Annotated in this window: 28 protein-coding genes, 1 other RNA gene and 1 pseudogene; 21 read left to right on the top strand and 9 right to left on the bottom strand. The window is 42.2% G+C overall.

Going from position 1 to position 26,130, the window contains the following annotated elements; genetic code table 11:
- The first annotated feature begins 186 nt into the window (after positions 1-186).
- The 7 genes from EPX21_RS02900 (at position 187) to EPX21_RS02870 (ending at position 4,973) form a co-directional block, all read left to right on the top strand.
- On the top strand, positions 187-678 hold the full coding sequence (locus EPX21_RS02900) for a DUF4442 domain-containing protein (RefSeq protein ID WP_134088184.1): 492 nt from the start codon (positions 187-189) through the stop codon (positions 676-678).
- Between the two features lie 76 nt (positions 679-754).
- Positions 755-1,384, top strand: a complete 630-nt coding sequence (locus EPX21_RS02895; protein ID WP_134088183.1) for a helix-turn-helix domain-containing protein — start codon at positions 755-757, stop codon at positions 1,382-1,384.
- A 68-nt stretch (positions 1,385-1,452) separates the two neighbouring features.
- The gene (locus EPX21_RS02890; protein ID WP_134088182.1) at positions 1,453-1,890 is read left to right on the top strand and encodes a hypothetical protein; all 438 of its coding nucleotides are present in this window, start codon (positions 1,453-1,455) and stop codon (positions 1,888-1,890) included.
- 22 nt (positions 1,891-1,912) lie between these two features.
- Positions 1,913-2,557, top strand: a complete 645-nt coding sequence (locus EPX21_RS02885; RefSeq protein ID WP_134088181.1) for an SCO family protein — start codon at positions 1,913-1,915, stop codon at positions 2,555-2,557.
- The gene (locus EPX21_RS02880; RefSeq protein ID WP_134088180.1) at positions 2,544-3,002 is read left to right on the top strand and encodes a cytochrome c; all 459 of its coding nucleotides are present in this window, start codon (positions 2,544-2,546) and stop codon (positions 3,000-3,002) included. The genes EPX21_RS02885 and EPX21_RS02880 overlap by 14 nt, the downstream gene beginning before the upstream one ends.
- Before the next feature lie 104 nt (positions 3,003-3,106).
- Positions 3,107-3,482: RNase P RNA component class A (gene rnpB / locus EPX21_RS02875), an RNA gene on the top strand.
- Between the two features lie 45 nt (positions 3,483-3,527).
- Positions 3,528-4,973: a sigma-54 dependent transcriptional regulator gene (locus tag EPX21_RS02870; RefSeq protein WP_134088179.1), complete on the top strand. Its 1,446-nt coding sequence runs from the start codon at positions 3,528-3,530 to the stop codon at positions 4,971-4,973.
- A 120-nt stretch (positions 4,974-5,093) separates the two neighbouring features.
- Here EPX21_RS02870 and EPX21_RS02865 read toward each other — a convergent pair whose 3' ends face one another.
- Positions 5,094-5,660 (bottom strand): YqgE/AlgH family protein, encoded by a 567-nt coding sequence (locus EPX21_RS02865; protein WP_134088178.1) that lies wholly within the window; start codon positions 5,658-5,660, stop codon positions 5,094-5,096.
- A gap of 149 nt (positions 5,661-5,809) precedes the next feature.
- Here EPX21_RS02865 and pdxH point away from each other — a divergent pair, with 149 nt between their 5' ends.
- The 6 genes from pdxH (at position 5,810) to EPX21_RS02835 (ending at position 11,913) form a co-directional block, all read left to right on the top strand.
- Positions 5,810-6,463, top strand: coding sequence for a pyridoxamine 5'-phosphate oxidase (gene pdxH, locus EPX21_RS02860; protein WP_134088177.1), 654 nt, complete (start codon positions 5,810-5,812; stop codon positions 6,461-6,463).
- Positions 6,464-6,465: 2 nt separating this feature from the next.
- Positions 6,466-6,960, top strand: coding sequence for an NADH-quinone oxidoreductase subunit C (locus tag EPX21_RS02855; RefSeq protein WP_134088176.1), 495 nt, complete (start codon positions 6,466-6,468; stop codon positions 6,958-6,960).
- A gap of 81 nt (positions 6,961-7,041) precedes the next feature.
- Positions 7,042-8,190: an NADH-quinone oxidoreductase subunit D gene (locus tag EPX21_RS02850; RefSeq protein ID WP_134088175.1), complete on the top strand. Its 1,149-nt coding sequence runs from the start codon at positions 7,042-7,044 to the stop codon at positions 8,188-8,190.
- 79 nt (positions 8,191-8,269) lie between these two features.
- On the top strand, positions 8,270-9,460 hold the full coding sequence (gene sucC, locus EPX21_RS02845; protein ID WP_134088174.1) for an ADP-forming succinate--CoA ligase subunit beta: 1,191 nt from the start codon (positions 8,270-8,272) through the stop codon (positions 9,458-9,460).
- 101 nt (positions 9,461-9,561) lie between these two features.
- Entirely contained in the window at positions 9,562-11,007 is a 1,446-nt protein-coding gene (gene asnS, locus EPX21_RS02840; RefSeq protein ID WP_134088173.1) for an asparagine--tRNA ligase, read from the top strand.
- A gap of 285 nt (positions 11,008-11,292) precedes the next feature.
- Complete coding sequence (locus EPX21_RS02835) at positions 11,293-11,913, top strand: L-threonylcarbamoyladenylate synthase (protein ID WP_134088172.1); 621 nt, start codon at positions 11,293-11,295, stop codon at positions 11,911-11,913.
- A 21-nt stretch (positions 11,914-11,934) separates the two neighbouring features.
- Here the strand turns inward: EPX21_RS02835 and EPX21_RS02830 are convergent, their stop codons facing one another.
- Positions 11,935-12,951 carry an alpha/beta fold hydrolase gene (locus EPX21_RS02830; RefSeq protein ID WP_206105987.1) on the bottom strand — a complete coding sequence of 339 codons (1,017 nt, stop codon included), beginning with the start codon at positions 12,949-12,951 and terminating at the stop codon, positions 11,935-11,937.
- 176 nt (positions 12,952-13,127) lie between these two features.
- Complete coding sequence (locus EPX21_RS02825) at positions 13,128-13,958, bottom strand: energy transducer TonB (RefSeq protein ID WP_134088171.1); 831 nt, start codon at positions 13,956-13,958, stop codon at positions 13,128-13,130.
- 234 nt (positions 13,959-14,192) lie between these two features.
- Between EPX21_RS02825 and EPX21_RS02820 the strand changes: the two genes are divergently transcribed.
- The gene (locus EPX21_RS02820) at positions 14,193-15,500 is read left to right on the top strand and encodes a GDSL-type esterase/lipase family protein (protein ID WP_134088170.1); all 1,308 of its coding nucleotides are present in this window, start codon (positions 14,193-14,195) and stop codon (positions 15,498-15,500) included.
- On the opposite strand, the gene EPX21_RS02815 is transcribed toward EPX21_RS02820, so the two are convergent.
- Genes EPX21_RS02815 through EPX21_RS02805 form a run of 3 tightly spaced genes read right to left on the bottom strand, consistent with a single transcriptional unit; the run spans position 15,481 to position 19,112 of the window.
- Entirely contained in the window at positions 15,481-17,139 is a 1,659-nt protein-coding gene (locus tag EPX21_RS02815) for an MBOAT family protein (RefSeq protein WP_134088169.1), read from the bottom strand. The two genes, EPX21_RS02820 and EPX21_RS02815, sit on opposite strands and share 20 nt — an antisense overlap.
- Before the next feature lies 1 nt (position 17,140).
- Entirely contained in the window at positions 17,141-18,604 is a 1,464-nt protein-coding gene (locus EPX21_RS02810) for a hypothetical protein (protein WP_134088168.1), read from the bottom strand.
- 16 nt (positions 18,605-18,620) lie between these two features.
- Complete coding sequence (locus EPX21_RS02805; protein WP_134088167.1) at positions 18,621-19,112, bottom strand: glucosaminidase domain-containing protein; 492 nt, start codon at positions 19,110-19,112, stop codon at positions 18,621-18,623.
- Between the two features lie 341 nt (positions 19,113-19,453).
- Between EPX21_RS02805 and EPX21_RS02800 the strand changes: the two genes are divergently transcribed.
- The 4 genes from EPX21_RS02800 (at position 19,454) to EPX21_RS02785 (ending at position 22,751) form a co-directional block, all read left to right on the top strand.
- Positions 19,454-19,729, top strand: a complete 276-nt coding sequence (locus EPX21_RS02800) for a SelT/SelW/SelH family protein (RefSeq protein WP_134088166.1) — start codon at positions 19,454-19,456, stop codon at positions 19,727-19,729.
- 105 nt (positions 19,730-19,834) lie between these two features.
- Positions 19,835-20,659, top strand: coding sequence for an SMP-30/gluconolactonase/LRE family protein (locus tag EPX21_RS02795; RefSeq protein WP_134088165.1), 825 nt, complete (start codon positions 19,835-19,837; stop codon positions 20,657-20,659).
- 125 nt (positions 20,660-20,784) lie between these two features.
- Positions 20,785-21,624, top strand: coding sequence for a S1 RNA-binding domain-containing protein (locus EPX21_RS02790; RefSeq protein WP_134088164.1), 840 nt, complete (start codon positions 20,785-20,787; stop codon positions 21,622-21,624).
- Positions 21,624-22,751 carry a peptidoglycan bridge formation glycyltransferase FemA/FemB family protein gene (locus EPX21_RS02785; RefSeq protein WP_134088163.1) on the top strand — a complete coding sequence of 376 codons (1,128 nt, stop codon included), beginning with the start codon at positions 21,624-21,626 and terminating at the stop codon, positions 22,749-22,751. The genes EPX21_RS02790 and EPX21_RS02785 overlap by 1 nt, the downstream gene beginning before the upstream one ends.
- A 39-nt stretch (positions 22,752-22,790) precedes the next feature.
- On the opposite strand, the gene EPX21_RS02780 is transcribed toward EPX21_RS02785, so the two are convergent.
- On the bottom strand, positions 22,791-23,684 hold the full coding sequence (locus tag EPX21_RS02780) for a diacylglycerol kinase family protein (protein ID WP_134088162.1): 894 nt from the start codon (positions 23,682-23,684) through the stop codon (positions 22,791-22,793).
- Positions 23,685-23,769: 85 nt separating this feature from the next.
- On the opposite strand from EPX21_RS02780, the gene surE reads away from it, so the two are divergent.
- The gene (gene surE, locus EPX21_RS02775; protein ID WP_134088161.1) at positions 23,770-24,522 is read left to right on the top strand and encodes a 5'/3'-nucleotidase SurE; all 753 of its coding nucleotides are present in this window, start codon (positions 23,770-23,772) and stop codon (positions 24,520-24,522) included.
- Positions 24,523-24,578: 56 nt separating this feature from the next.
- Positions 24,579-24,785: a hypothetical protein gene (locus tag EPX21_RS02770; protein ID WP_134088160.1), complete on the top strand. Its 207-nt coding sequence runs from the start codon at positions 24,579-24,581 to the stop codon at positions 24,783-24,785.
- Here the strand turns inward: EPX21_RS02770 and EPX21_RS02765 are convergent.
- Entirely contained in the window at positions 24,782-25,543 is a 762-nt protein-coding gene (locus EPX21_RS02765; protein WP_240768490.1) for an EcsC family protein, read from the bottom strand. The two genes, EPX21_RS02770 and EPX21_RS02765, sit on opposite strands and share 4 nt — an antisense overlap.
- 119 nt (positions 25,544-25,662) lie before the next feature.
- Between EPX21_RS02765 and EPX21_RS23020 the strand changes: the two genes are divergently transcribed.
- Positions 25,663-25,926, top strand: coding sequence for a hypothetical protein (locus tag EPX21_RS23020; RefSeq protein ID WP_240768501.1), 264 nt, complete (start codon positions 25,663-25,665; stop codon positions 25,924-25,926).
- A gap of 56 nt (positions 25,927-25,982) precedes the next feature.
- Here EPX21_RS23020 and EPX21_RS23015 read toward each other — a convergent pair.
- Positions 25,983-26,120, bottom strand: a pseudogene (locus EPX21_RS23015) (heavy-metal-associated domain-containing protein); the annotation flags it as partial.
- Positions 26,121-26,130 lie beyond the last annotated feature (10 nt).

Genomic DNA, 26,130 nt, shown 5'->3' with positions numbered 1-26,130 from the left:
TTTTATCGAATTTAAATCGGTTTATACTTTATTGCACCAGGATTTAAGATTACCCGTTGAACCTATACTTTTGTAATGGCAGCGCGCCTTAGATAGTTCATTTAAAATTATGGCTAATATAAAATTCTTGCTACCTTAGCTAGAGCAATTTCCGCAAACATTGTTGAACACGCATTTAACAAATACATGAAGGTTTCAGAGCGTACACTAAAATGGGTAATGCGTTTATATCCTCCCCTACTTTTTCAACGAATTTGGGTTCAGCGATTTCATAAGGGCTTTAAGGGCGTTGATGTAAAGATTATATATAGCTTATTGAACAGAAATTATAATTCCTCTACATTTGGAGGTACGATTTATGCTGCGGCAGATCCTTTTTATGCTTTGCTGTTTGATCAGATCTTTCGAAGAAAAGGCTATAAAATGCGGATTTGGCTAAAGAGCGCTTCGATTGATTACATCAAACCCGGTCGGAGTACCCTTTATTTCCACATCGGCTTAAGTGATGTGGACATCGAAGAGGCACAGCGTCTCTTAGATACAACCGGTAAATTTGTACAAAAGTTCATGATGGATATTGTGGATAAAAATGGAGAGGTATGCGCGAAAGTAATTAATGAGGTGTACGTGAGGAACCTAAAACATAATAAGGATCAAGCCACCGTTGTTCATCGATAACGGAACGGAACCTTTATTTTAGGATAAATCAGCAGAAGCATCTCCTTCTGTTTTCTTAAAACAATACGCTAACAAGATGAGGTTAAAAGCAACGATACTACAGGGCGAAGGCGAACAAATCGATTTTAAAAATAAAATCAGCAATGAAAATAAGATCGCGAAAACATTGGTTGCCTTTGCTAACAACAAAGGCGGGAAACTCCTTATCGGAGTTGCCGATGATGGCCATATTATCGGAGTAAAAAATGAAGATGAAGAACGATATATTCTTGAGCGTGCGGCTTATCGGTATTGCAAACCGGCGATTGAGATCAGATTTGACGAGACTTTTGTGGACGACAAACTGGTGCTTATTGCAGAAATACCAGAGAGCGACTTAAAACCGCATTACGCTTTGGGCGAAGACGGTAAGTGGTGGGTTTATATACGAGTGAAAGACAAAAGTATTTTAGCAGGCAAGGTGGTGGTTGATGTGCTTAAACGGCATACCGATACCGAAGGCGTACTGATCACCTATACAGATAAGGAAAAGCAATTGCTTACCTTTTTACACGAAAACGATAGAGCTTTATTGATCGACATCTGCAAGCATTTAAAGCTATCGAGAAGGAAAACACAGCGTTTGTTAGTGAACATGATACTCGCTGGAATTGTAAAAGTTAGCACAACGAAGGAAGCCGAGTTTTATATGCCAGCCGCCATCTAGTCGACTGGTAAACGAACCATACATCCTATATAAATAAGAATATTTCAATTAAACAACAATACATAACAATGAAGAAATACATTTTCTTGTCCCTAGCCATGGCTCTGAGTATCGCCGCCTGCGACAATACTGCAAATCATCATGTAGTGTTGCAGCAGGAAGTCATTGCTGTTCATGATTCTATTATGCCAAAAATGGGCACATTCGTACGTGACAATCTGAAAGTGGGTATTCTACTTACAAAGATGGATAGCCTGAAACAGGCAAATCCCTCACTCGACACCGCGCAAGAGAAAGCGCAGTTAACTAAACTGCAATCAAAACTTACCGAGGTCAATGAGGAAATGACTGACTGGATGCATAACTTTGAACCCGCGCAGGAAGACAAAAAGCCAGAAGAAATTGAGGCCTATTTCAAAAACGAGCTGACGAAAATCAAGGCACTTAAAGAGAAATTTAATGAAGCCGAGGAGGAAAGCCAACGGGTTCTTTCAAAATACAAATAGTTTATTAAACAAAAAACCGCAAATGAAGAAATATGTTAGCTTTGCCATAAGCTTAATGCTGTGGGCATGTGCACAAGAAGAACAAAAAAGACTGCCCATACTTGGTGAACGTGAAGCGGTAACCAAGGAAGTAAACGGTAAATCAATTACAGATACCATATACCAGACCATTCCCTCCTTCACTTTTATTAATCAGGATAGTATGGCGGTAACAAGTAAGGATTTTGACAACAGTATATACGTAGCGGATTTCTTTTTTACCTCCTGCCCAAGCATTTGCCCGACTATGAGCAAAAATTTATTAAAGGTTCTGAACAAATATCAGGGAAACAGTGAAGTGAAAATCCTTTCGCATAGTATCGACTCGAAGTACGACACCCCTTGGGTACTAAAAAGATATGCAGACAAGTTAGGCGTGGAGGGCAATCAATGGCAATTTGTCCATGGCTCCCAACAAGATATCTATACGATGGCCGACAAATATATGGTCTACGCTAAAGAAGATGCAGAGGCTCCAGGAGGTTTTGAGCATCAGGGTTGGTTTATTTTAATAGACAAAGAGAAGCGAATCCGCGGTGCGTATGACGGAACAAATGACGATCAAGTGGCGCAACTCATGCGTGATATGGATATACTGTTGAGCGAATATAGCAATGACAAAAAATAGTCTGATATTGGTCTGTTTCTTTCTAGCGGTTATTACCTGTGTTATCAATGGATGTCAGGGTCAACAAGAAATAAAAAAGGCGCAATTTTTCACGAATGGGCAATCATTGTATAGCGCTAAATGCGAAAATTGTCACGGCGCCAAAGGCGAAGGCCTAGGCAACCTCTATCCTCCGCTAACGGATACGGCCTTTGTGCGCTCTATACGGCATGAGCTAGCTTGTATTGTAAAGCATGGCTTACATAAGGAATTAATCGTAGACAACCGCACCTTCGATACCGAAATGCCGGCTAACCCGGCATTAACAGACCAGGAAATTGCTTATATCCTGACCTATGTCGGGAATGCCTTCGGAAACGAACTCGGGCTGATCGATACGGAGGAGGTTTCAGTCCACTTAAAGAATTGTGCCGCAAAGAATAGCGCCCGCTCTATTGATAGATAGAGCAGATTAGGTTAAATGGATTCCATAGCGCGTCACCTAGCTAATTTGTACTAAATACTAGTCAATCCATTTCTTATTTTGATATTTTTGTAGTAGGTTTGCATGATGCAAGCCGTTCTATCGCCGCACGTTGTGAGGAGGAAAGTCCGGGCAATACAGAGCATCTCGCTTCCTAACGGGAAGGTCCCGGTTAACCGGGAACGGAAAGTGCCACAGAAAACAAACCGTCTCAATAAAATGAGATAAGGGTGAAAACGTGAGGTAAGAGCTCACGGCCTTGTATGGTGACATACATTGCGGTAAACCCCGGGAATTGAAAGACCAAATAGGTTCTGAATGTAGGGTTGCTCGCTCTCTCCGCCTTTGGCGGATTCAGAATGGGTAGGTCGTTAGACCTTACAAGTGATTGTAAGGCTAGATAAATGATAGAAGCTCACCTTTGGGTGGGGACAGAACCCGGCTTATAGGCTTGCTTTTTTAACTTAAACAGCATAAAGATTGCGGTTTTTAACGCAATAAACAATTATGACTAAAATATTAATCATTGATGATGAACGGGCGATTAGAAGCACGTTAAGGGAAATTCTGGAATACGAGGATTATCAGGTTGTTGACGTTGATAATGGTTTGGAGGGGCTTGAAATTATCAAAAGAGATAACATCAACTTGGTATTGTGCGATATAAAGATGGGCAGAATGGACGGGATGGAAGTGCTTACCGAAGCGCAGGCCATTAAACCGGATCTTCCTTTCATAATGATATCTGGGCACGGTACGGTTGAAACGGCCGTTGAAGCAAGCAAAAAAGGAGCATACGACTTTATCTCTAAACCGCCGGATTTAAATCGATTACTTATTACGGTAAGAAATGCGCTTGAACGCGGCACATTAGTTACGGAAACAAAAGTTTTAAAACGTCGCGTCAGCAAAACGAGAGAAATACTCGGCGAATCCGAGGCTATATCTAAAATTAAGGAAACAATAGATCGCGTAGCACCCACCGACGCCCGCGTTTTGATAACCGGAGCGAACGGTAGTGGTAAAGAATTGGTAGCTAGGTGGCTCCACGAGAAATCAAATCGGGCTAACTCACCGTTGATTGAAGTGAATTGTGCCGCGATACCCTCGGAGCTGATTGAAAGTGAGTTGTTCGGCCATGAAAAAGGATCCTTTACATCGGCAGTCAAACAACGCATAGGTAAATTTGAGCAGGCCGATCGAGGCACCTTGTTTTTAGACGAAATAGGTGACATGAGTCTTTCTGCCCAGGCAAAAGTACTCCGGGCATTGCAGGAAAATAAGATAACCCGTGTAGGAGGCGATAAGGAAATTGAAGTAAACGTTCGCGTCATAGCGGCAACCAACAAAGATCTGTTGAAGGAGATCGAACTAGGCAATTTCCGGATGGACCTTTATCATCGCCTGAGCGTGATCCTTATACACGTGCCGCCTCTTTCCGAAAGAAGATCCGATATCCCTATTATAGCGGAGCAGTTTTGTGAAGAAATTTGCACAGACTATGGAATGCCCATCAAAAAAATAACCAGCAGCGCCATTGAAGCACTAAAATCGCTTCCTTGGACGGGTAATATTCGCGAGTTGAGAAACATGGTAGAACGTCTCATCATTTTAAGTGATAAGTCCATCACCGATAAGGATGTATACGCGTATGCTAATCCGGGCGGGCCAGTAACCGAAATGACTGAAAGTGCAACAAGCATAGGCGGCGGCGCAAACGGCACCTCTTTCTCAGCGTCAGAACCTGCTCATCATGGTAGTATCAATGGATTGAACCACTTTGATCAGTTCTCTTCTTTCCAAGAGTACAAGGATTTCGCTGAAAGAGAATATATAAAATACAAGTTGGAAAATAACGCTTGGAACGTATCAAAAACGGCTGATGATATCGAAATTCAACGAAGCCACCTCTATAGCAAGATAGAAAAATACGGGCTGAAGCGGGAAAACTAATAGCAACAAAGGTATCAGGACTAAGGCATCAAATATCAGGGATCGTCTCAGCAGCTTATGCTTGATGGTCTTGCAAACTGGTCATATGTCCTGCTACCTGTGTCTTTATGTCTAATAAAATCAATTCCACATCGGATTCTGCGGAAACCCTGCCACGTGCGCGTACCTTGGGCCTAAGCTCACCACAGCTTCCTTCCACAAGTTCTCTTCGTCATTAACAAACACGATGTCTGGATTAAAGCTGTTGCCTATCATCCAGGTATTCTCCTTGATTTCTTTGGTTAGCTGACCGCCGGACCAACCGGAGTAGCCAATAAAAAACTTAATCTCGTCAAGCCCTATCGCTTGGTCGTTTATCAGTAGTTTTAATGCCTCGAAATTGCCGCCCCAAAACAAGTTCTCTCTTATTTCGATTCCACTATTCAAACGATCATAGCATTTGTGAACAAATTGTACGCTGTCCTGCCCTACCGGTCCTCCTACAAACAACTGGTATTCAGCATTGGGCATATCCGACATAACATCCTTTAGCAGAAGAGAACTGGGCTGGTTTAGCACGAGCCCCACAGAGCCTTCCTCTTCGTTATGTTCACATAAAAGTACAACCGAACGTTGGAAATTAGGGTCGAGCATGAAAGGTTCCGAAAGTAATAAACTGCCTTGTTGCGGGTTAAAATTACTAAGCATGAGAATAAATTTCTATTCGTAAAACGCTATAAGTCTAACAAATATAGGGCCGAAATTTTTGTTGGTAGTACGTGAATTTACCCTCAATTTACAATATTTAAACGAATAAATGGCTACGTTTTTTTAAGTTTGTAGAAGAAGAGCTAGCTATGAACAAGGAATTACATATTGAAGATATTAGAACAGATTATAGATTGGGAGAATTGAACGAAAACCAACTGGAGAGCGATCCGATTAGTCAATTCGAGCGATGGTTTGCAGAAGCTATCGATGCAGGGGTGGTGGAAGTTAACGCGATGACCTTGGCTACCACCGACGCTGACGGTTCGCCAGATGCGCGTATTGTGTTACTGAAAGATATCGAAAACGGCGCCTTCGTGTTCTATACGAATTACAACAGTCAAAAAGCGCGGGAGATCGAGGCCAATCATCGAGCTTGTCTCGTGTTTTTTTGGCCGGCTTTACAAAGGCAGATTCGTGTTCGGGGAGCGATAGAAAAAGTGGATGAATATAGTTCAGAAGCTTATTTCCATAGCAGACCGATCGGAAGTCAACTCGGAGCCTGGGCATCTCCACAGAGTGATGTTATAGCTAACCGAACGGTACTGGAAGAAAACCTCAAACGGGTTTTCGAAAAATACAAGGACCAAAATGTACCCAAACCTCCACATTGGGGCGGTTATAAAGTCGTGCCTTCTGCTATCGAATTTTGGCAGGGCAGGCAAAATAGGTTGCATGACCGGATTCTGTATACGAGGGATGTAACAAATAATGTGTGGACAATTGATCGCTTAGCACCTTAAAGATGGACCTTACAAAAATAAAAAATATACTAACGAAGCGCTTCGGCGACACTTGCATAGTGGATGAAGAGCTTCAAGGACTACAGCCTGCTTTAATCGTCCATGCTGATTTCCTGTTAGACATCTGCAAGGAGCTACGGCAAAATAAGGAAACCTGGTTCGACTTTCTATCGTGTATTTCAGCGATTGATTACGGTCCTAACGAAGGTTTTGGGGTCGTTTATCATTTGGCGTCTATTCCACATAAAACGCAACTAACGCTAAAGGTAAAACTTGACGACCTACGCGATGAATCGATCCTGCCGTCTATTGATAGCGTCAGCTCGGTATGGCGCACTGCGGATTGGCACGAGCGCGAAGCCTACGATTTAGTGGGTGTTTTCTTTAATGGTCACCCTGATCTAAGACGCATTTTGCTGCCTGATGACTGGAAAGGGTATCCTTTAAGAAGGGACTATCAAGACGCTGAAAGCTATCATGGCATTCCAATAAACTAATTCAACACACCACCTTAGGAAAAGATAATATTGGTGACTACTACGGATACACAAGCTGCTTTAAAAGCATATGAAAAGAGGATGTCGGAACTAGCTCCCGAGGAAATGATAATCAACATCGGTCCTCAGCACCCTTCGACACATGGCGTTCTTCGTTTGGAAGTTATTTCTGACGGAGAGATTGTCAAAGAAGTCATTCCTCATATGGGATATTTGCATCGCTGTTTTGAGAAGCATGCCGAATCTCTGAGTTACGGAAAAACGATCCCCTTTACCGATCGCATGGACTACCTCGCTTCCATGAACAACAGCCACGCCTTTGTAATGGGAGTTGAACGTATGCTCGGCCTTGAGAAAGAGATTCCCAAAAGAATAGAATATATAAGAGTCTTAGTCTGTGAGTTAAACAGGATCGCCTCACATTTGATAGCTATTGGCACCTACGGCATCGATATCGGCGCATTCACGCCTTTTATGTGGTGTTTTAGAGACCGGGAACACATCATGAATATGTTGGAATGGGCCTCTGGCTCCCGGATGCTTTACAATTATATCTGGGTCGGCGGTTTGTTTTACGATTTACCGGTTGGTTTCGAAGACAGATGTGAAGAATTCGTGGCATATTTCAAACCAAAATTGGTTGAACTGGACGAGCTCTTAACCAACAATCAGATTTTCATTTCGCGTACGGCCAACGTCGGCGAGCTGCCGTTAGAAGTAGCCATCAACTATGGGTGTTCGGGCCCCATGTTACGCGCCTCGGGCCTAAAATGGGATCTGAGACGAGTAGACGAATATTCTGTATATCCGGAAATAGACTTTGAGATTCCCATCGGCAAGGGAGAAATGGGAAAAAAAGGAGATTGCTGGGATCGCTACAAAGTACGGGTTGACGAGATCGTCGAATCGGTTAAGATTATCGAGCAATGTTTGGAAAGGCTACAAAAAGACCTAAAACGGACGCCCGACTTTGATCCGCGTGGTTTAGTACCAAAAAAAGTATCGCCGAAAGCACAAGATTATTATATAAGGGCCGAAAACCCCAAAGGAGAACTGGGCTTCTATTTTATAACCGACGGTCGATCAGACATTCCTCGACGCGTAAAGGCAAGAGGCCCGAGCTTTAATAATCTTTCCGTTTTACCGGAGCTGTCTAAAAACATTCTTATCGCCGACCTAATTGCTATATTGGGCTCTATCGATATTGTGCTAGGCGAAGTGGACCGGTAAAAGCCAATTCAATTTTAGCCCTTTATTCCATTGTGATATACAATATAAAATACTATTTTTACGCCAAAATTCTTTAAAAATGAACATTCACGAATATCAAGGTAAAGCTATACTGAAGAGTTTCGGAGTTCGCATTCAGGAAGGTATTGTTGCCGATAATCCTGAACAAGCGGTAGAAGCTGCGAAAAAATTAAAACAAGATTATAACTCCGACTGGGTTGTGGTAAAAGCGCAAATCCATGCAGGAGGCCGTGGAAAAGGCGGCGGTGTAAAACTTGCAAAGAATATTGATGAGGTTAGAGAGAAATCTAAAGAAATCATTGGTATGCAGTTAGTAACTCCTCAGACCGGTCCTGCTGGAAAAAAAGTAAACAAGGTACTCATCGCACAAGACGTTTACTATCCAGGAGCTAGCGAAACCAAGGAATTTTACATGAGTGTTTTATTGGATAGATCACGCGGTCGTAATATCATTATGTATTCTACAGAAGGTGGTATGGACATCGAAGAAGTAGCTGAGAAAACGCCTCATCTCATACAAAAAGAAGAAATTGACCCATCAATAGGACTTCAAGGATTTCAAGCAAGAAAAATTGCTTTTAATTTAGGGTTAAGTGGAGCTGCCTTTAAAGACATGACCAAATTTGTAACGGCTCTTTACAAGGCTTACGAAGCAACCGATTCCTCACAGTTTGAGATCAATCCGGTATTAAAGACTTCTGATGACAAAATTTTAGCTGTTGACGCCAAAGTCAATTTGGATGATAATGCATTATACCGTCATCTTGATTACGCAGAGCTTCGCGATTTATCGGAAGAAGATCCTACAGAGGTGGAAGCCGGACGCTCTAACTTAAATTACGTAAAGCTAGACGGAAATGTGGGTTGTATGGTAAACGGTGCTGGTTTGGCGATGGCTACTATGGACATCATCAAAATAGCCGGTGGAGAACCTGCCAATTTCTTAGACGTTGGCGGTACTGCTAATGCAGAAACAGTGAAAGCTGGATTCAACATTATTTTGAAAGATCCGAACGTAAAAGCTATTTTAATCAATATTTTTGGTGGTATCGTGCGTTGCGACCGTGTAGCGCAAGGGGTTATCGACGCCTACCAGGAAATTGGCAACATTCCTGTTCCAATTATTGTTCGTTTGCAAGGTACCAACGCAGAAGAAGCGAAAAAACTTATCGACGAATCAGGGCTGGAAGTGTTTTCGGCTATTCAGTTAAAAGAAGCAGCCGATCTAGTAACTAAAGTACTTTCTTAGCACTTTATTACCAACGTATTTCATATAGTAAACCTCCGGAAGTGATTTCGGAGGTTTATTGTTAAAGTAGGTTGAAGTAATATTATTTTGAAAATAAAAAAATGACACACACCAGGATAAAAGAACTTTTAAACAGCACAGAGTTTGGTAAAGCGGTTACCGTAAAAGGCTGGATTAAAACTTTCAGAAACAATCAGTTCTTGGCTATTAATGACGGATCTTGTTTGGGTAATATACAGGTAGTCGTCGACTACGAAAACGTCGATGAGCCTACCTTAAAACGATTGACGACAGGAGCAGCTGTATCCGTAGAAGGCACCTTAGTTGAATCTCTCGGCAAAGGGCAACGCGTAGAAGTGAAGGCGAACCAAGTAGTCATCTTGGGCGATAGCGATCCGGAAAAGTTTCCTTTGCAGCCTAAAAAACACAGCTTGGAATTCCTCCGGGAAATTGCTCACCTCCGTTTCAGAACCAATACATTTAATGCTGTTTTTAAGGTGAGAAATGCACTGTCCTTTGCGGTACATCGCTTTTTTTACGAAAGAGGCTTCGTCTATATCCATACCCCTATCATTACGGGCTCAGATGCAGAGGGCGCGGGAGAAATGTTCAAAGTGACGACTTTAGACCTCGATAATCCACCGCGTAACGAGGATGGATCGATTAATTACAAGGAGGATTTTTTCGGTAAATCCACCAATCTTACCGTTTCAGGTCAATTGGAAGGAGAGCTCGCAGCACTGGCTTTCGGAAATATCTATACGTTCGGTCCGACTTTCCGGGCGGAAAACTCCAATACAACAAGACATTTAGCTGAGTTTTGGATGATCGAGCCGGAGATGGCTTTCTACGAACTCGCCGATAATATGGATTTAGCAGAGGAGTTGTTGAAATACGTAATTCGCTATGCTTTGGACAACTGCAGTGAGGAGCTCGAATTTTTAAAAAACCGTTTACTGGAAGAAGAAAAATCAAAACCTCAGGCGGAGCGTTCGGAGCTAGACTTGCTCGCCAAGTTGAACTTTTGCTTAGAGAATGATTTCGAACGGCTCACCTATACGGAAGCAATCGATATATTGAAGCGATCGAAACCCAATCAGAAAAAGCAGTTTAAATATTTAATCGAAGAATGGGGCGCGGATCTTCAGTCTGAGCATGAACGTTATTTAGTGGAGAAACACTTCAAAAAGCCGGTGATTCTTACAGATTACCCGGCAGCTATCAAAGCTTTTTATATGCGCATGAATGAACCCGATGAGCACGGACGGAAGACCGTGAGGGCTATGGACATCCTGTTCCCTGGAATTGGTGAAATTGTGGGCGGGTCGCAACGCGAAGAGCGATATGATTTGTTGGTCAACAGAATGGAAGAAATGCACATTCCGTCCGAAGAAATGAGTTGGTTTCTGGATACTCGCCGCTTCGGTTCGGTACCCCATTCCGGCTTTGGTTTAGGCTTCGAAAGACTCGTACTGTTTGTAACAGGGATGACCAATATCCGCGATGTCATCCCCTTCCCGAGAACGCCAAAAAATGCTGCGTTTTAATTAACGTCTAGGCGTTGAGACTTCTAAGGAGAATTAAGTTTGTTTCCTTGTCATATCGATCTTACCCCGAGACTTCGGGGTAAGGTCGATATGTCTATAATGGATTTCCTTTGCATAGTTTCTTCCCGAGGACGCAGGGTCAAATGATGAAGCAGACCTTTTGAACAATCCCTGAACTCTTGCAATAGCTAACGTTAAAAACTTTTTTCACAACATTAAGGTTATAAGAGTATATTACCTCAGCTGAACTGACAATATATTCGTACAATAATACTGTTTTCTGCTATGCTTTTAAAAATATACCCGGAGAATCCTAATGAACGTGCCGTAGAACAAGTCGTTAATGTATTAAAAAAGGGCGGCGTCATTATTTATCCAACCGACACCGTCTACGGAATCGGATGCGATATTACGAATCAGAAAGCAATTGAAAAGGTCTGCCGAATTAGAGGACTGAAACCCGAAAAGGCGAACCTTTCTTTTGTGTGTTATGATTTAACAGATATTGCTCAATATACCAAGCCTATTGACACGGCGACTTTCAGGTTACTTAAAAAATCATTGCCCGGCCCCTTCACCTATATCTTCAACGCCAGTAATCAGGTGCCTAAATTGATGAGCTCAAACAAAAAGACCGTCGGTATACGGGTTCCCGATAACAACATTGCGAGGGAGATCGTAAAGCTACTCGGTAATCCAATCGTTTCCGCATCCATACATGATGAAGATGAAATTTTGGAATATTCAACCGACCCCGAGCTTATACATGAAAAATTCGAAAACTTGGTGGATCTCGTAATTGACGGCGGCTATGGAGGTAACGAAGCTTCAACGGTTGTAGATTGTACTTCCGGCGAGTTTGAAGTTCTACGGCAAGGGAAAGGCGACTTGAGTCTTTATTTATAACGTTGAGCTATAGAGAATACGCTATAAGCCGCTGGCCGCCAAGAAATCGATCAGTGGACCAATAAACTGGTCATACGCTTCGATATGGGGCAAATGTCCTATTCCGTCCAGTTCAACTAAGTTTGCGTTTTTAATGGCTTTTTGCGTTTTTTTACCTAATTCAGGATAATTTCCCAAGCTTTGCTGCACTTCTTTTGGCGCTCTTGCCTTGCCTAACGCGGTACGATCGCGCTGCCCAATAATCAAAAGGGTCGGCGCCTGTATATTGTTAAACTCATAACACACCGGCTGTGTGAAAATCATATCGTACAGCAAAGCCGAATTCCATGCTAAACGGGGGTAATCGATATTTGACGTAACACCGGCAAGCATGTTAACCCACGGTTCATATTCCTTTTTCCATTTATTATCGTAATAAAATTGTAACTGGTACGCTTTAATACTTTGGTAATTTTGTTTCAACTCCTCTTGATGCCATTCTTCTATGCTGATATAGGGAACAACTGTCTTCCAGTCTTCTAGACCAATCGGATTTTCTAAGACGAGCTTTTCGACGACATCAGGGTACATTAAGGTAAACCTACTTGCAAGCATGCCTCCCATAGAATGTCCCAATAAATAAATTTTATCGATACCAAGACTGTCTAAAACAGCCTTGGTGTTTCTCGCTAAAAGTTGAAAGCTATATTGTATCTGCTGAGGTTTTGAGGACTTGCCAAAGCCAATCTGATCGGGGATTACCACGCGGTAGCCTTCGTGTGAAAGCTGTTTAGCAGTTCGTTCCCAATATGCGCCATTAAAGTTCTTACCGTGTAGTAACACGACCACCTTACCATTGGGTTGAGCGGCTTGGACATCCATATACTCCATGCGTAGCTGCTCACCCTGATTGGTTAGTGAAATATAGTGCTCGGTAAAAGGATAGTGAACACCTTCTAAATTAATTCCCACCCCATCCTGTTTATTTTGGGCAAAGACAGAAAGGGTACCTATCATTAGAAAAAGAAACGTAATACGAAAGACATGCTTAACCGTCATTTTACCTAATTTTTTATTTTGGCATACAAAAAAAGACTGATCATCATTGATAAGGCTTGCTTACCTTGATATCACAAACCTAGTCAAAATCTTTTTATTAACCAGCAATCCACCTTGTTGTTTGCAAACTAGTATTGATGTTAAACAATCATTTTTGCTCCCTGCTATTACTATTTTTACTGCTCCTGCAAGTATAAAGCAATAGGCAATTGGAAACGAACGCGTACGGGACGACCGTTCTGTATCCCGGGCTTCCATTTTGGCGCTCGCTGCAAAAGTCTAACTGCCTCCTGTCCAGTGCCGAAGCCAAGGTCCTTACCTACTTCAATCTCGGTTAATGATCCATCTTTCTCAACAATGAAACTAATGAACAACTTTCCCCTGATGCCATGTGCCTTTGCCTGTTCAGGAAACTTATAGTTCTTTGCAACAAATTCCATAAACGCCTTTAATCCACCCGGAAAAGTTGGATTTACCTCCACATTCGCAAAAACCTCCTGCGCCTCCCCTCCTTCCGTAATAGCGGTAAGTTCGTCAACAGCACCAACTTTCATATCAATTGCTATGGGCGCTGTAGGATCGCCAGCAATTGTCGCGGGCCCTGGATTCGCTTTCTTCAGCACGTCTGCCGTCGGAGGCTCTTCAGTAGCTTGTGTATGTGGTACCACTTTGGGCGCCAACATTTTTACCTGATCCAGGCGTGACCGCTGTTGCGATTCCTTCGATAGCATGGGAATTGGCGCCACATACTTTTCGAGAGCTAACTCCTGTAAGGTTATCTCGCGATCTTCAAAAACCAGTTCAGTACGCGTAGCCTTCTCAATACGAACGGCTGTCATTATGATGCCGATTGGTAGCAGAAAACAAAGGGCACCAAATAACAAGGCCTTTGATAGGTCGCGATTAGCTTGTTGGCGGATCACATAAGCGCCATAAAGCTTGTTTCTTCCTTCGAAAACAATATTTAACCAAGAAGTTGTCAGGATACTTAATTTAGGATTTAGCATAGTTTGGTGTGTTAAATTCAACCATATTGATTTATAGCTATGATTGCGATAGCGGCTATTTTCCATAAAGCCCGCAATCGACAAAAGCATTCTTCACTGACTATCAATCTATTATATAGCTCTTTTTTTGTATCTTTATCAAAAATTTACACAAGTCTTTCACGTTTGCTTAGCCTACATACCAAAAGAACTATAACAACGTTTATGGTATAACGAAAGGCAAAAAGTAGCATAATGAACTATATATTACTTTTATATCTTCTATCCATTTCGGCAGGAGCAATAGAAACAGTAAACAAGCCCAAAACAAGTAAAGCATCAACGGCCTCAACTCCTGATTTACTTTTAAGGAGGATACCAACACAGCGATACAATGAATCTTTTGACTTTATTAATCCCTCGAAAGACACCATCGGCAATGTACACGGCTTATCAGCATTTTATCAAAAGCTGATAGAACTAAAAGCGGGAAAAAGGCAGCGCGTTAGCATTGTACAAATTGGTGATTCGCATATCCAACCTGATTTAATATCTAGGGAAGTCCGTTTAGGGCTACAGGATTTCTTTGGTGACGCCGGACGCGGCTTGGTATTCCCTTATCAGGTAGCGCGAACCAATGGCCCTCTCGACATTAGCAGTTCAACGTCTACCCCGTGGGCGCACAGTAGAATAAGTCAGCAACGAAGTCGCGTTGCAAGTGGGGTATCGGGTTTTGGACTAAGCAAAGTAAACGGACAGGGTAAGATCAAGCTATCGTTAAAACCCGATATTTCCGCTAAACAGCAGTCGTTTGACGTCATTAAATTGTTCGTTGGCCCCGGAGCATGGAGCGTAAGTGCTATTGGCAATGATTTGAAGACCTATAGAATAAACCAGTCCAGCATCCAGAATTTTGAAACAAAGGAGATCTTGCTCAACGATTTTGCCACTGGATTCAATATAACGCCTTTAGCAGCAACGCCTCTGTTCTTTGGCGCCTCTCTCGAGAAACACAACAGTCCGGGCGTACTATTCCATACAATTGGTGTAAACGGCGCGCGTTATGAGCAATATAATCGCCAGCCCCAGTTTTGGCAGCAGCTCCCAGCGCTACAGGCCGATCTATATATTTTGTCGATGGGAACCAATGAAGCCTTTTATAATGGAATGACAGAAGAAATTTATATTAACCAGGTTGCGGAAACCGTTGCGAAAATACAGACTATTGATGCAAGCGCTTCCATCCTTATCACGACGACAGCCGAATCGTTTAAGAACGGCCGCCGAAATCCGATGATTGAACGACTGAACTTGGCTTTGAAGTTCTACTGTAACAAGATGGGAATCCCTATTTGGGACCTTTTTGATATTACAGGCGGCTCAGGCTCATCAGCGGCTTGGCTTAAAAACAATTTGCTGCAGGCCGACAAGGTGCACTATCAGCAACGGGCCTACAGCATGCAAGGGGCTTTGTTATACGATGCATTGGCAAAAGGTTATAATACGTACCTTGCCAACAATACGCTTTCACTTGCCTTGGAGACTAAAACTGCAGGTAAATAGGCATGACCGGTTCTGCTGATTTGAAAACACCATACAAGATCAAAAAGCAGAAGAACACAATGATATAGGTTACAAGCGATATGGGACCAATCCCCTCTATTACCTCGTCAGCAAAAGTATCGGGAATAAAATGGATGCTTAAGCCGAGGATCATCATTCCCAAAACGGTCTTGTAGTTCGAATAGAACCCTTGCCATACGTCTAAACTAAGCTCATTGGTAATTTTCGAGATCATAACTACAGCCGTTTCATAATCAGGCGCCTTAAAGAAAATCCAACAAAAGCAAACCAGATGAAAAGTAATTAAGACGGCCATTGCTTGATAAAACCAAGTATTTTTTAATCCGTCCATCCATCTACCGGTCAGCAACATCCAAATTTTGTGTAAGGCGAGCGCCAATCCGTGTAAGCCTCCCCAAATTAGGAAGTTAAAGCTAGCGCCATGCCAAAAGCCGCCCAGGAGCATGGTCGTCAATAGATTCATATTAGCCGCCACGCCAGCCATTTTCCCTTTGATTAATCCGGGAACCACCAAAACAACCAATATACCGGCACACAGCCCGGCAGCATACTGGCTATCCAAGCCCAACAAATGTTTACTACCAAAGAAAACGGCTGTAAAAAACAGCAAACAAAACAGAACAGAACCTAGCGTACTGTTTCGATTACCGCCTAATGGAATGTACAGATAATCGCGCAACCAAGAGGAAAGGGAAATATGCCACCTCCTCCAAAATTCCGTTATATCTTTACTTTGATAAGGTGATAAAAAATTGGGCGGAATACTAAATCCCAACCATTTAGCTATCCCGATTGCTATATCACTGTATCCACTAAAGTCGCAATAGATAACAATCGCATATCCATAAACGGCGAAAAGGTTTTCTATACCGGTATAACGCGAGGGATCATCAAAAACATAATCAACAAAATTCAGCGTGATATAGTCCGAAATGATCAGCTTCTTTATTAATCCGGAAATAATAAGGTAAAAGCCCTTGGCAAAATCTTCATCACGCAAGAAGTAAGGCCTATTTATCTGTGGAACAAAATCGTGTGCCCTTACAATAGGGCCCATCATCAGCTTCGGGAAAAAGGATAAAAATAGTAAATACTCACTAAACTTCTTTGCCGGTTTAAAGTCCCGTCGATATACGTCAATGTTATAGCTGAGGTTTTCAAAAGTATAAAAAGAAATGCCAATGGGTAATAAGATGTTCAACGCGTTAAAATCGGTGTGTAGGAACTGATTACTAATTGATAAAAAGAAATTGGTATATTTAAAGTAAAAGAGCAGACCCAAGTTGAAAACAACGCAACCAATAAGTAGGCCAATGCGATGTTGGCGCGTTCCGCGCTTGTAAATCGCATGCGATATCCAATAATTCACAACAGCCGAAACGATGACGAGGCTAACAAAGTAACCACTCGCTTTATAAAAAAAATAAAGCGAGAAGCCACAAAAGATATATCGGCGAGCTGCATAGTGATTTCGAAAAATGTAGTAAAGTATAATGAACAGCGCAAAAAAGAAAACAAAGAATCCATTGTTAAACAGCAATGGATGGTTAGGGTCATAGAGAAATGACTTAGCGAGTGCCGTAAAATCGATTTTAATAGCGGGTAATTTCCAATCCATACTACTCTTTTTCAACTAGGTTTGTGCTTTCCGATTTTTCCACTTGCTTATTAATCGCTTCAAAAAGGTGCTTTGCCAATAACTTTGCTCCTAACGCGTTGGGATGAACATAATCTTTATTCGCCAAGCTCGGATTTTGTTGCGCCCAATGTACCATCGAATTTTTGCCGCCCATAGCGGCGTAAAGACTGAAAAACGCACAGTCCGTCTGCGCCGCCATAGCGGCCTGCTCCCGGATAAGCGCTTCAATGCCAATTGCCGACTGGTAGCCCTCCGGATATCTAAACGCGCGATCTCCGGTTCCGACAATAAGTACGTCTGCTTTCGAAAAACATGCTTTGATTTTATTGATTACCGGAATTGCCGCGCGCTTATACCACCTAAAATCGGTATCATCCGGCTTGTACAAAACGTTTACGCCATACTGAAAAATAATCAGGTCATAGGTGTTTTGCTCGTTTATTTCTTTGAGCAAATCTGCATTTATCCGACCCAGCTCGAGTCCAGAAATCCCTCTGAATGAAAAATTGTCGACCATCACGCCATAATCCGACTCAAAGCTCAAGCCGAATAACGGCAAAGCCTTGTCTTCGGTCAAAATGGAAATTGATTTGGCATTATTACGGCTAACTAACCTTCTGTTGAAAGGCAACTTGTCTTCCAGCACGACCGCTTTTTTATTTACAATTACCGATGAGCTGTCTGTTGCCGGTCCGTGCAAAAGATATTTACCTAAGACAATAGAGGTATCCTTACTTGTATTATCCTTAATTTTTACCCAGTCGCTTCCCGACGAAAAGAACACATGACCCGAAATAAAGAGATCCCGATTTTTTGTATTTTTAAAGTTAAAATCTTTCCAGTCGGGCGACGCTGAAGCCAAGGCGGTCCGTCTAAATTGAGCAACCTGCGATGCGATGGGTACGAAGCCCACACCGTTTCCGCCATAAACTTGTTGTAACAAGCTCCTCAACGTTTGAGATAAGAGATCGCCTTCAATCATGCTGTCACCCAAATAAGCGACCCTGACTTTGACTTTTTTACCACTCTTTAGGGCAATCAGCTTTTTTATAAATTTCGATAAGGCCACACGTTCCGAGTCTGCATCAAACAGAACGATGTCCGATTGGCCAATATGCAGCGGAAGTGCTGTCTTTGAAACGGGTGTTTTTGTGTTGGAACTATCACCCGCGGGCGTAGGCAATTTCTCAGGTGCCGAACTTGCAGCAAACGAATCGCCTGTAGAGTGCTCCTCATCTTCCTGTGCAACGCCTTCTTCTAGCTGCCCAACTCCATTTGTATCAATCGGTTTCTCCTCTTGCGGCGTGATCACCACGTCCGAAATTAAGTTAATGCGGTCAAATGGCTCCCAGCTCTTCCGATAGGCTATATTTAGATATGAAAATGCGAGATAAAGAAGTAAGCTGAAAAAAATAAACAGAAATACACGTTTATTAGCGTTCATAAAGACATCTAATATATCATAAATTATATCTTGAGATGGTCTTTAAAATGCGTGATTTCCAAGTTTCTGGATGAGTGGAATACCCCGATTTACTTATAGCGTCAACCCATTTGCCGGCATCGTCCGTTCCCTTCAAACGCGCGTAAAAGTACTTACTGGAAATCAGTTTGCAGAAATGTGCAAACGATCCCATCGTTGAATTATATTGCTTATATCGACTTTTGATACCGTGGGTCTGCTTTAACTTGTTTGAGCCAACGATTCCAAAATGATTATGCAATAACTTTGAATTTCTACTTTGTCCGTTTCCCGACTCTAAAATAGCTATACCTAAAATTACTGACGACGGTATTCCGTAAGCCTTTGAAAGGGAATCTGCTATTGATTTATGATTGTTTATATATTTCGTTTGCGCAAAACCTGTATTTACACAACCTAAGTACAAAAGTGTCAGAAATAAAACGCTAGATCCGACTGAACGTATTGTTCGAATGTTTTTTCCTATCATATTTCTATTTATAAGAATACACAATCGTTCTTTACAGTTACAATGCGACTATTTAGCACAGCATTCTCCCCCGCTAGTAAGAACATTCCACTCCAAATTCAGTTACCTTTCTCAGAGATTGTGCGAAAATAGGTGTTTAATTTTTCTTTTAAAACACCAAACAACTAACAGGCTGACTATAAGCTCATAAAAAAACAAAATCCGCCTATTAAATATTCATATAGATTTAACTCTTTTTTTCTGATTTTAGTATATTCGTCCAATTTTTTTGTTAAACCTGAGCGTCGAAGGTTAAAACCGCGCTCCTGGCGTTTACGTAAATTGCCTGAAAAACGGACGACATGAAACCCACGATAACCATTGAATATTGCCCCAAATGCGGATGGCTGTTGAGAGCCGCTTATATGGCGCAGGAAATCCTTACAACTTTTACCGGAGAGGTGGCTGGTGTGCTGCTTCAGCCGAGCGAGACTAACGGAAGATATACAATACGAATTAACGATAAAGAGATTTTCGACAGGAAACGCGCCGGTGGGTTTCCAGAGATAAAAACGCTGAAGCAAATCATCAGAGACCATGTAAACCCAGAAAAAGATCTCGGTCATTCGGATCGTTAAATTTATCAACTAAGCGGCTAACCAATTGCTGAAACAGGATGCTGATTGCATCTATTACAAAAAATCATTAAGTTTGTTAAGCGCTTACCAATAGAGACAATTGTTATGATAAAAACGTCCTTTAGCCTTATCTGTTTTTTGCTCGTCAGTCCCTACTTATTTGCCCAACCTCGTTTAACGGAGCAATGGCGCACGGAACATTTAGATGTCCCTGAGTCTGTCTTGATAACAAAGGGAAGCGGTATATTATATACGAGTTTGATCGGCCCGGGCGACCATACAAGTATTGATGGCAACGGATCTATCGCGTTGCTTAATAAGCAAGGCAAGATCCTTGATAAGCAATGGATAAGCGGATTAAACGCACCGAAAGGTATCGGAATATATAAAGACACACTTTATGTTGCCGACCTAAAAGAATTGGTAATCATCGATGTACCGAACAAAAAAATACTAAAAAAAATCTCGGTTCCCGCGGTAGGCATGCTAAACGATGTAACTATCGACCATAAGGGAAACGTCTACGTATCCGATTCCAAAGGAGGAAAGATCTATAGCTATATAAACGGAAATTTAACTGTCTTCCTAGGCGATTTAATAAATCCAAACGGGCTATTGGCCGAAAAAAACGGTTTATATTTTTTAGACAGCGGCTCACTTTTCCTTCTCGATAACAAAAAAAAGGTCAGCAAAATTGCGGAGGACATGGACAAGTCGACAGACGGGCTACAAAAAGACGGCGACAATTTTATAGTGAGCGCCTGGGGCGGCGTCCTCTATTATGTTACGAAGGATGGAAAGGTTACTACACTTCTTGATAGTAAAGCCGAAAAAATGAATACGGCAGACTTCGCTTTCGACAGCGAATCTCGCTTGCTATATCTTCCCACGTTTTTTAAGAATCAAATAATAGCCTACAAGCTTCAATAAATCGGGTATATAGTAAGGGCCACCTGTTCCGACGAATAAATGGCTTAAGGGTATGGAGATAGTAAACGACAGTCCTAAATCTAAAATTAGTACCTTTGCCGATCCAGACTTAAAATTTCGTCACTATGATAAACGTTGGAAAACTAAATACCCTTAAGATTATACATTCTGATCATTTACAATATACCCTTTCGGATAACGAGTCGACCACTGTCGCTTTGCCGCATACGAACATTTCATCGCCCCTTCCCAAAGATGCAGAAGAAGTAACCGTATTCGTCTATACCAATAAGCAGGGAGTATTAACCGCAACCACGAAGAAGCCCTATGCCACGGTTGGCGACTATGCTTTATTAAAAGTGGTAGCAGAGGCGGGTAACGGCGTTTTTATGGATTTAGGAATTGAAAAGGATCTTTTTGTTCCGAAAAAAGAGCAAAGATGGCCAATGGTTAAGGGAAAGAGTTACCTTGTTTACATTTATCTGGATCCTGTAAACAACCATATGGTGGGCTCCTCAAAACTTAATAAACACGTGGACCGGGAAGAAATAAGCGTGGAGGCAGGTGATGAAGTCGATTTGATTATTGCCGAAGAGACCGATCTAGGATACAACGCCATTATCAATAATCGCCACATAGGGCTACTATACACCAATGAGATATTCGAAAATTTGCGCATTGGAAATAAGCAGAAAGGCTGGGTTAAAAAAGTATATCCCGACGGAAAAATAGATTTGTCCTTACAGCCGGCCGGATATAGCCATATCCTTGATAGCAAAGAGGTAATTCTCGATTTACTGAAAAAGCAAAATGGCAAACTTAAGTTGGGGGACAAAAGCTCTCCGGACGAAGTTTATAAAGCGCTGAAGATGAGCAAAAAGGCTTTTAAGAAAGCAATAGGTGCCCTTTATAAAGAAAGGCTTGTCGAAATTGGCGATCATGAGATAAAAGAAATTAAAAAGTAATGGTATTTGAACTGGAAAAGAAAGACATCAAACACGTATTTAAAACCTCTATCGTTCAACAAACAGCTTTTTGGTCGGAAGTCAAACAACAACAAGGAATAGATAGTCTAGCGATTAACTTCAAAGTAAGGAAGCCTTCCGTTTTTAATAATTCAACCCTTGGGAAGTCAAGTTACATAGAAAGCGATGTTCTTATTTTACTACAGCCAATAGACCGAGAACATACAATCGCCTATATTCCGTATGGACCGGAAATAGAACCAGATGAAGAAAATCAAGGTAAATTTTTGGAAGAATTTTCCGAGTCATTACGGCCTCTTCTACCGAAAAAATGTATTATGATTCGTTATGATCTCGCTTGGGAATCACAATGGGCTACCGATCCGACGCGTTTTGACAAGCTGGGTAACTGGAATGGCCCTCCGGAAAAGAAATATCAGGAATTTAGGCTGAATATAAGTACAAAACATTGGAACCTCAAAAAGGCTAACTCCGACATTTTGCCTTCGAATACAATCTTTCTTAATCTCCGAAAGGAACCGAGCTCATTATTGAGCGCAATGAAACCTAAAACGCGTTACAACATTAACTTATCAATGAGAAAAGGGGTTCGCGTACGTGAGGTAGGGCTCGAAGAACTGCATATTTGGTATATGCTCTATTGCGAAACGGCTGTTAGAAATAATATCCATTTAAATAGCATTGAATATTTCCGTTCGGTATTAAGAGCAAAAGCTGAAGACAGCGCATCGCCGGCCGAAGTAAAATTGCTCATTGCTGAAGCCGATAACACCCCTTTAGCGGCGATGTTTTTAGTAATAAGCAATAAGCGGGGCACCTATTTATACGGCGCCTCCTCCTCGGTAAAACGCAATTACATGGCCACTTATTCTTTACAATGGAAAGCAATGCAAATTGCACGAAATAGAGGTTGCGAAGAATACGACTTTTTTGGTGTATCACCGCGTCCGGACCACTCGCACCCGATGTACGGCTTATTTAAGTTTAAATCCGGTTTCGGCGGTGAATTGCACCATCGTATGGGCTGCTGGGACTACCCCCTGGAGCAAGAAAGATACACCTTGTTCAAAGCTTCAGAAATGAACAGCCAAGGTTATCATCTCTAAGGCAAGTGTCTTAGGCCGCATCGATCCGCTACATAGCCTTCACACCACAAAATCTATGGTCTGGGAACGAACCTCTATGGAGAGGTTCGTTTTGTCTTTCAAAAGGATCGTTTCATCATCTACATGCACCGCACTGCCATCCCATTGTATCTGAATCTCCCTCCCTTGCAGTATTTGCCAAGGCCCCTCCCCCTCTTTTCCAAAGGCGAGATTCTTCACATATTCGATAAACAGCTCTCTTTGGTCTTCTCTCAACAATGCTACTTCGAAAATCCCGTCAGTTATGTCTGCGTCAGGAGCAAGCTTCAAATTGGGCCCTATTGAACAGATATTGAGCACTTCGATAAAAAGAAACTTGCCTTCTATTTTCTTATTATCGACTATAATGCAGGCCTGCCTCGCGTCGTAATTAAGGCTGACCGCCAATAGCGTATGTAAAGCTAAACGGATTTCCTCGCCCCTGCCCTGCAGGTTGTCTGTTTTTATCTTCCCCATTTCCTTCATAAGTTTAGGCAGCAATCCCACACCCAAACTCTCCAAAAAGAAATTACCATCCGACCCGATGCGCACGGATCCGACGTCTACCTTTTTTACCTTTTTACGCTTCAAACGGCTCAGCAAATCTTTTAAGTTATCCGGACTTCTTAGGGTTAACGCTATGTTGTTGGCAGTCCCCATTGGCAGAACGCTTACCAATAGCTTTTTATCCAATAGGGTTCTTTTTAGCAATACGTTCACTACCTTTCGCACTGTGCCATCTCCTCCTGCAATTAGGATCATATCAACCGACGGATCAATTTGCCACTTTCTTTGTCTGATCGAACTGTAAATACACGAATATCCGGCTTTCTTTACAGTATTAACTAACTCGTTTTTCTGATGGTCTTTATCTCCCGCTTTGGGATTATGCAGAATCAATATCGTTTCCTTCATACAGTCGCAAGTGCATCAAGCGCACATTCTGAAAACATTAAAGAGCGTTAGATGTTTGCTAATAAGAACACAAGAGAATTTAACTATGAGAATTTTAGTAACGAACGACGATGGGATCTATAGCCCAGGTATTGCAGCATTAGCCAAAATCGCGTCAGACTTTGGAGAAGTAACAGTAGTAGCACCGGATGTAGAACAATCATCTATGGGACACGCCGTGACACATTCAAGACCACTATCTTATAGGAAATCGCCTATTGAATTTCCAGGCATGAACGCGTATCGAGTTAATGGTACCCCAGCGGACTGCGTTGCCCTCGGAACTCACCTATACCACCATATTGACGTCGTTTTATCTGGAATCAATATGGGGCCTAACTTGGGGAACTCTATGTGGCATTCCGGCACCTTAGCAGCTGCTAAACAAGCTGTTTTATTGGGAGTCAAAGGAATTGCGCTGAGTACTCCTGTAGGGAAATCTGAGCCAGACTTTGAGCTATTAGCGCCGCATGTACATCAAGTGCTCGAGCAGTTACTAAAACAGACTAGCTTAAGTCTTTATAATGTAAACTTCCCGAGCAATCCTCGGGGCATCGCATGGACAAAACAATCGGTGCGACTTTACGACGGGACGATTATTCCGGGCACCGACCCAATGGGAAGGAAACACTATTGGTTCACTGTCACGCCTTTAGAACCTGCTGAAAAAGGAACGGATCGTTGGGCGGTGGAAAACGACTATACTTCCGTTACGCCTTTGCGACTTGATTTAACGGACGAAGCCAAGCTAACGCAGATGCAAGAAACGTGCCCATGGGAAGTACCAACGCCGTCCTGAATATCTCTTAATACGTAGTTAATGTAGTCGTTACATTGACTATTTATTTTTAGTTCATGATTGTTTTTTGGATTGCTTTACCCATTTATTTCTTGGCTTTTATTGTGGCGATAGGTATGGGCTTAAAGCGGGGGACGCTTTTTATGTGCTTCCTCCTTGTAATTACCCTTTTGTTATATCTGATGTTCTTCCATTCGGCTGAATCGGCTTTGGGTGTTGTAATCATTGGGCTGCTCACCTATTTAGTAAGCAGCAAACGCTAACGCTTTGCATCCATCTTATGGTTAAAATAGCGTAAACGATAACTATTCATTGCCATTAGTCTTAGCTGAGCAGTGAGTTTATGGTTCGCAACCGCTCCGACGACTGCACCGATAACGGGAAGCAATTGCGCCATCTTTGCCAAATCGATATAATCGCGGTACTCTTGCTGAAAGTCCCGCCAATCAAAATGATCTACATCTTCAGGGAGCGTTTGAATAAATTGCGACCAGTTTTCCATATGGGCTAAAACGTCTTTCCGTTTTTGCTGACTACAGAAAGCTATTTTAAAAACATATAAAATAAAAAGTCGTTCTTTATAGTCTCGTACATCGTAGCCGTAAATCGCAGCTATCTCAAATAACAGCTTTATCTTTATGGCTAAAAAGGCCGGGAAATCGGCGAAGCCCATCAATATACCTCCAGCTCCCGTTACCGCTCCCTCTAGCGTTGCCACCTGCTGATAATGCCTGCTCACTCGCTTTACATAGGCCTCCCGTAGCTGTAATGAGCCTTCTCTCTTTTGGGCACTGCTTACATATGTAGATCCGAACAGCACCGCTTTCACCATCTTCTCTATGGTTAAAGTGATTACACGGTGGACTTTCTCGGGAATGAACCCATTCAACTTCGTTTGTACTCCCTTTGCCAGCGAGCCGCCAATAGAAGGATTCTTCATCATACTGCGCTTCCAGGCGTCCATCTCGCCATGGGCCTTTTCCTCATAAGCATTCATCTCTTCGCGTATTGAACCAAACATTTTACTTTTTCCACGGTTAATATAGTAAAAACCTTCATGAATCTTTTGGCAAGAGCAATAAAGACCCATGAAAGTTTTTGATGGTCATTGAATATAGACGTTTTCAGAAAAAACCACATATGGAACAATCACTTAGCATAGACTTGCTCAGGAGGCTCAAGCTCAATGGGTATACCGCGTTAATTCCAAAGGCTAAGCGGAATAACATCCCGGTTTTTGCTATTTCAAACTACCCCATAGAGGAATTAAAAGGCAATGCACAAGAGGCCCCTTTACACGAGGACAACGTTTTGGCAATAGAGGAATTGCTATTGCATGAAGACGAATTTACGCTCGAGGGAATTGTTGTATTGCCGGATGAAGACTTATCGTCTGCGTTATAGCCCAACTTTTCCAAGACGTCTATTATTTGCTGTGCACCGACGATTTGTTGTGTTTCACGAACAGTGAGCACTTTATCTGCTTTCTCTAAATCTACATCCCAATGGGTAACGCCTATTAGTTGATCCAACGCAGGTTTTATCTTTTCTATACAGCCAGCACATTTAATGTTTGTTTTGAATGTTAAAGTTTTCATAAATTTATTA

This window comes from Olivibacter sp. XZL3 (assembly GCF_004368405.1).
GTDB lineage: Bacteria > Bacteroidota > Bacteroidia > Sphingobacteriales > Sphingobacteriaceae > Olivibacter.
This window is presented reverse-complemented; position numbering and strand designations above follow the sequence as displayed.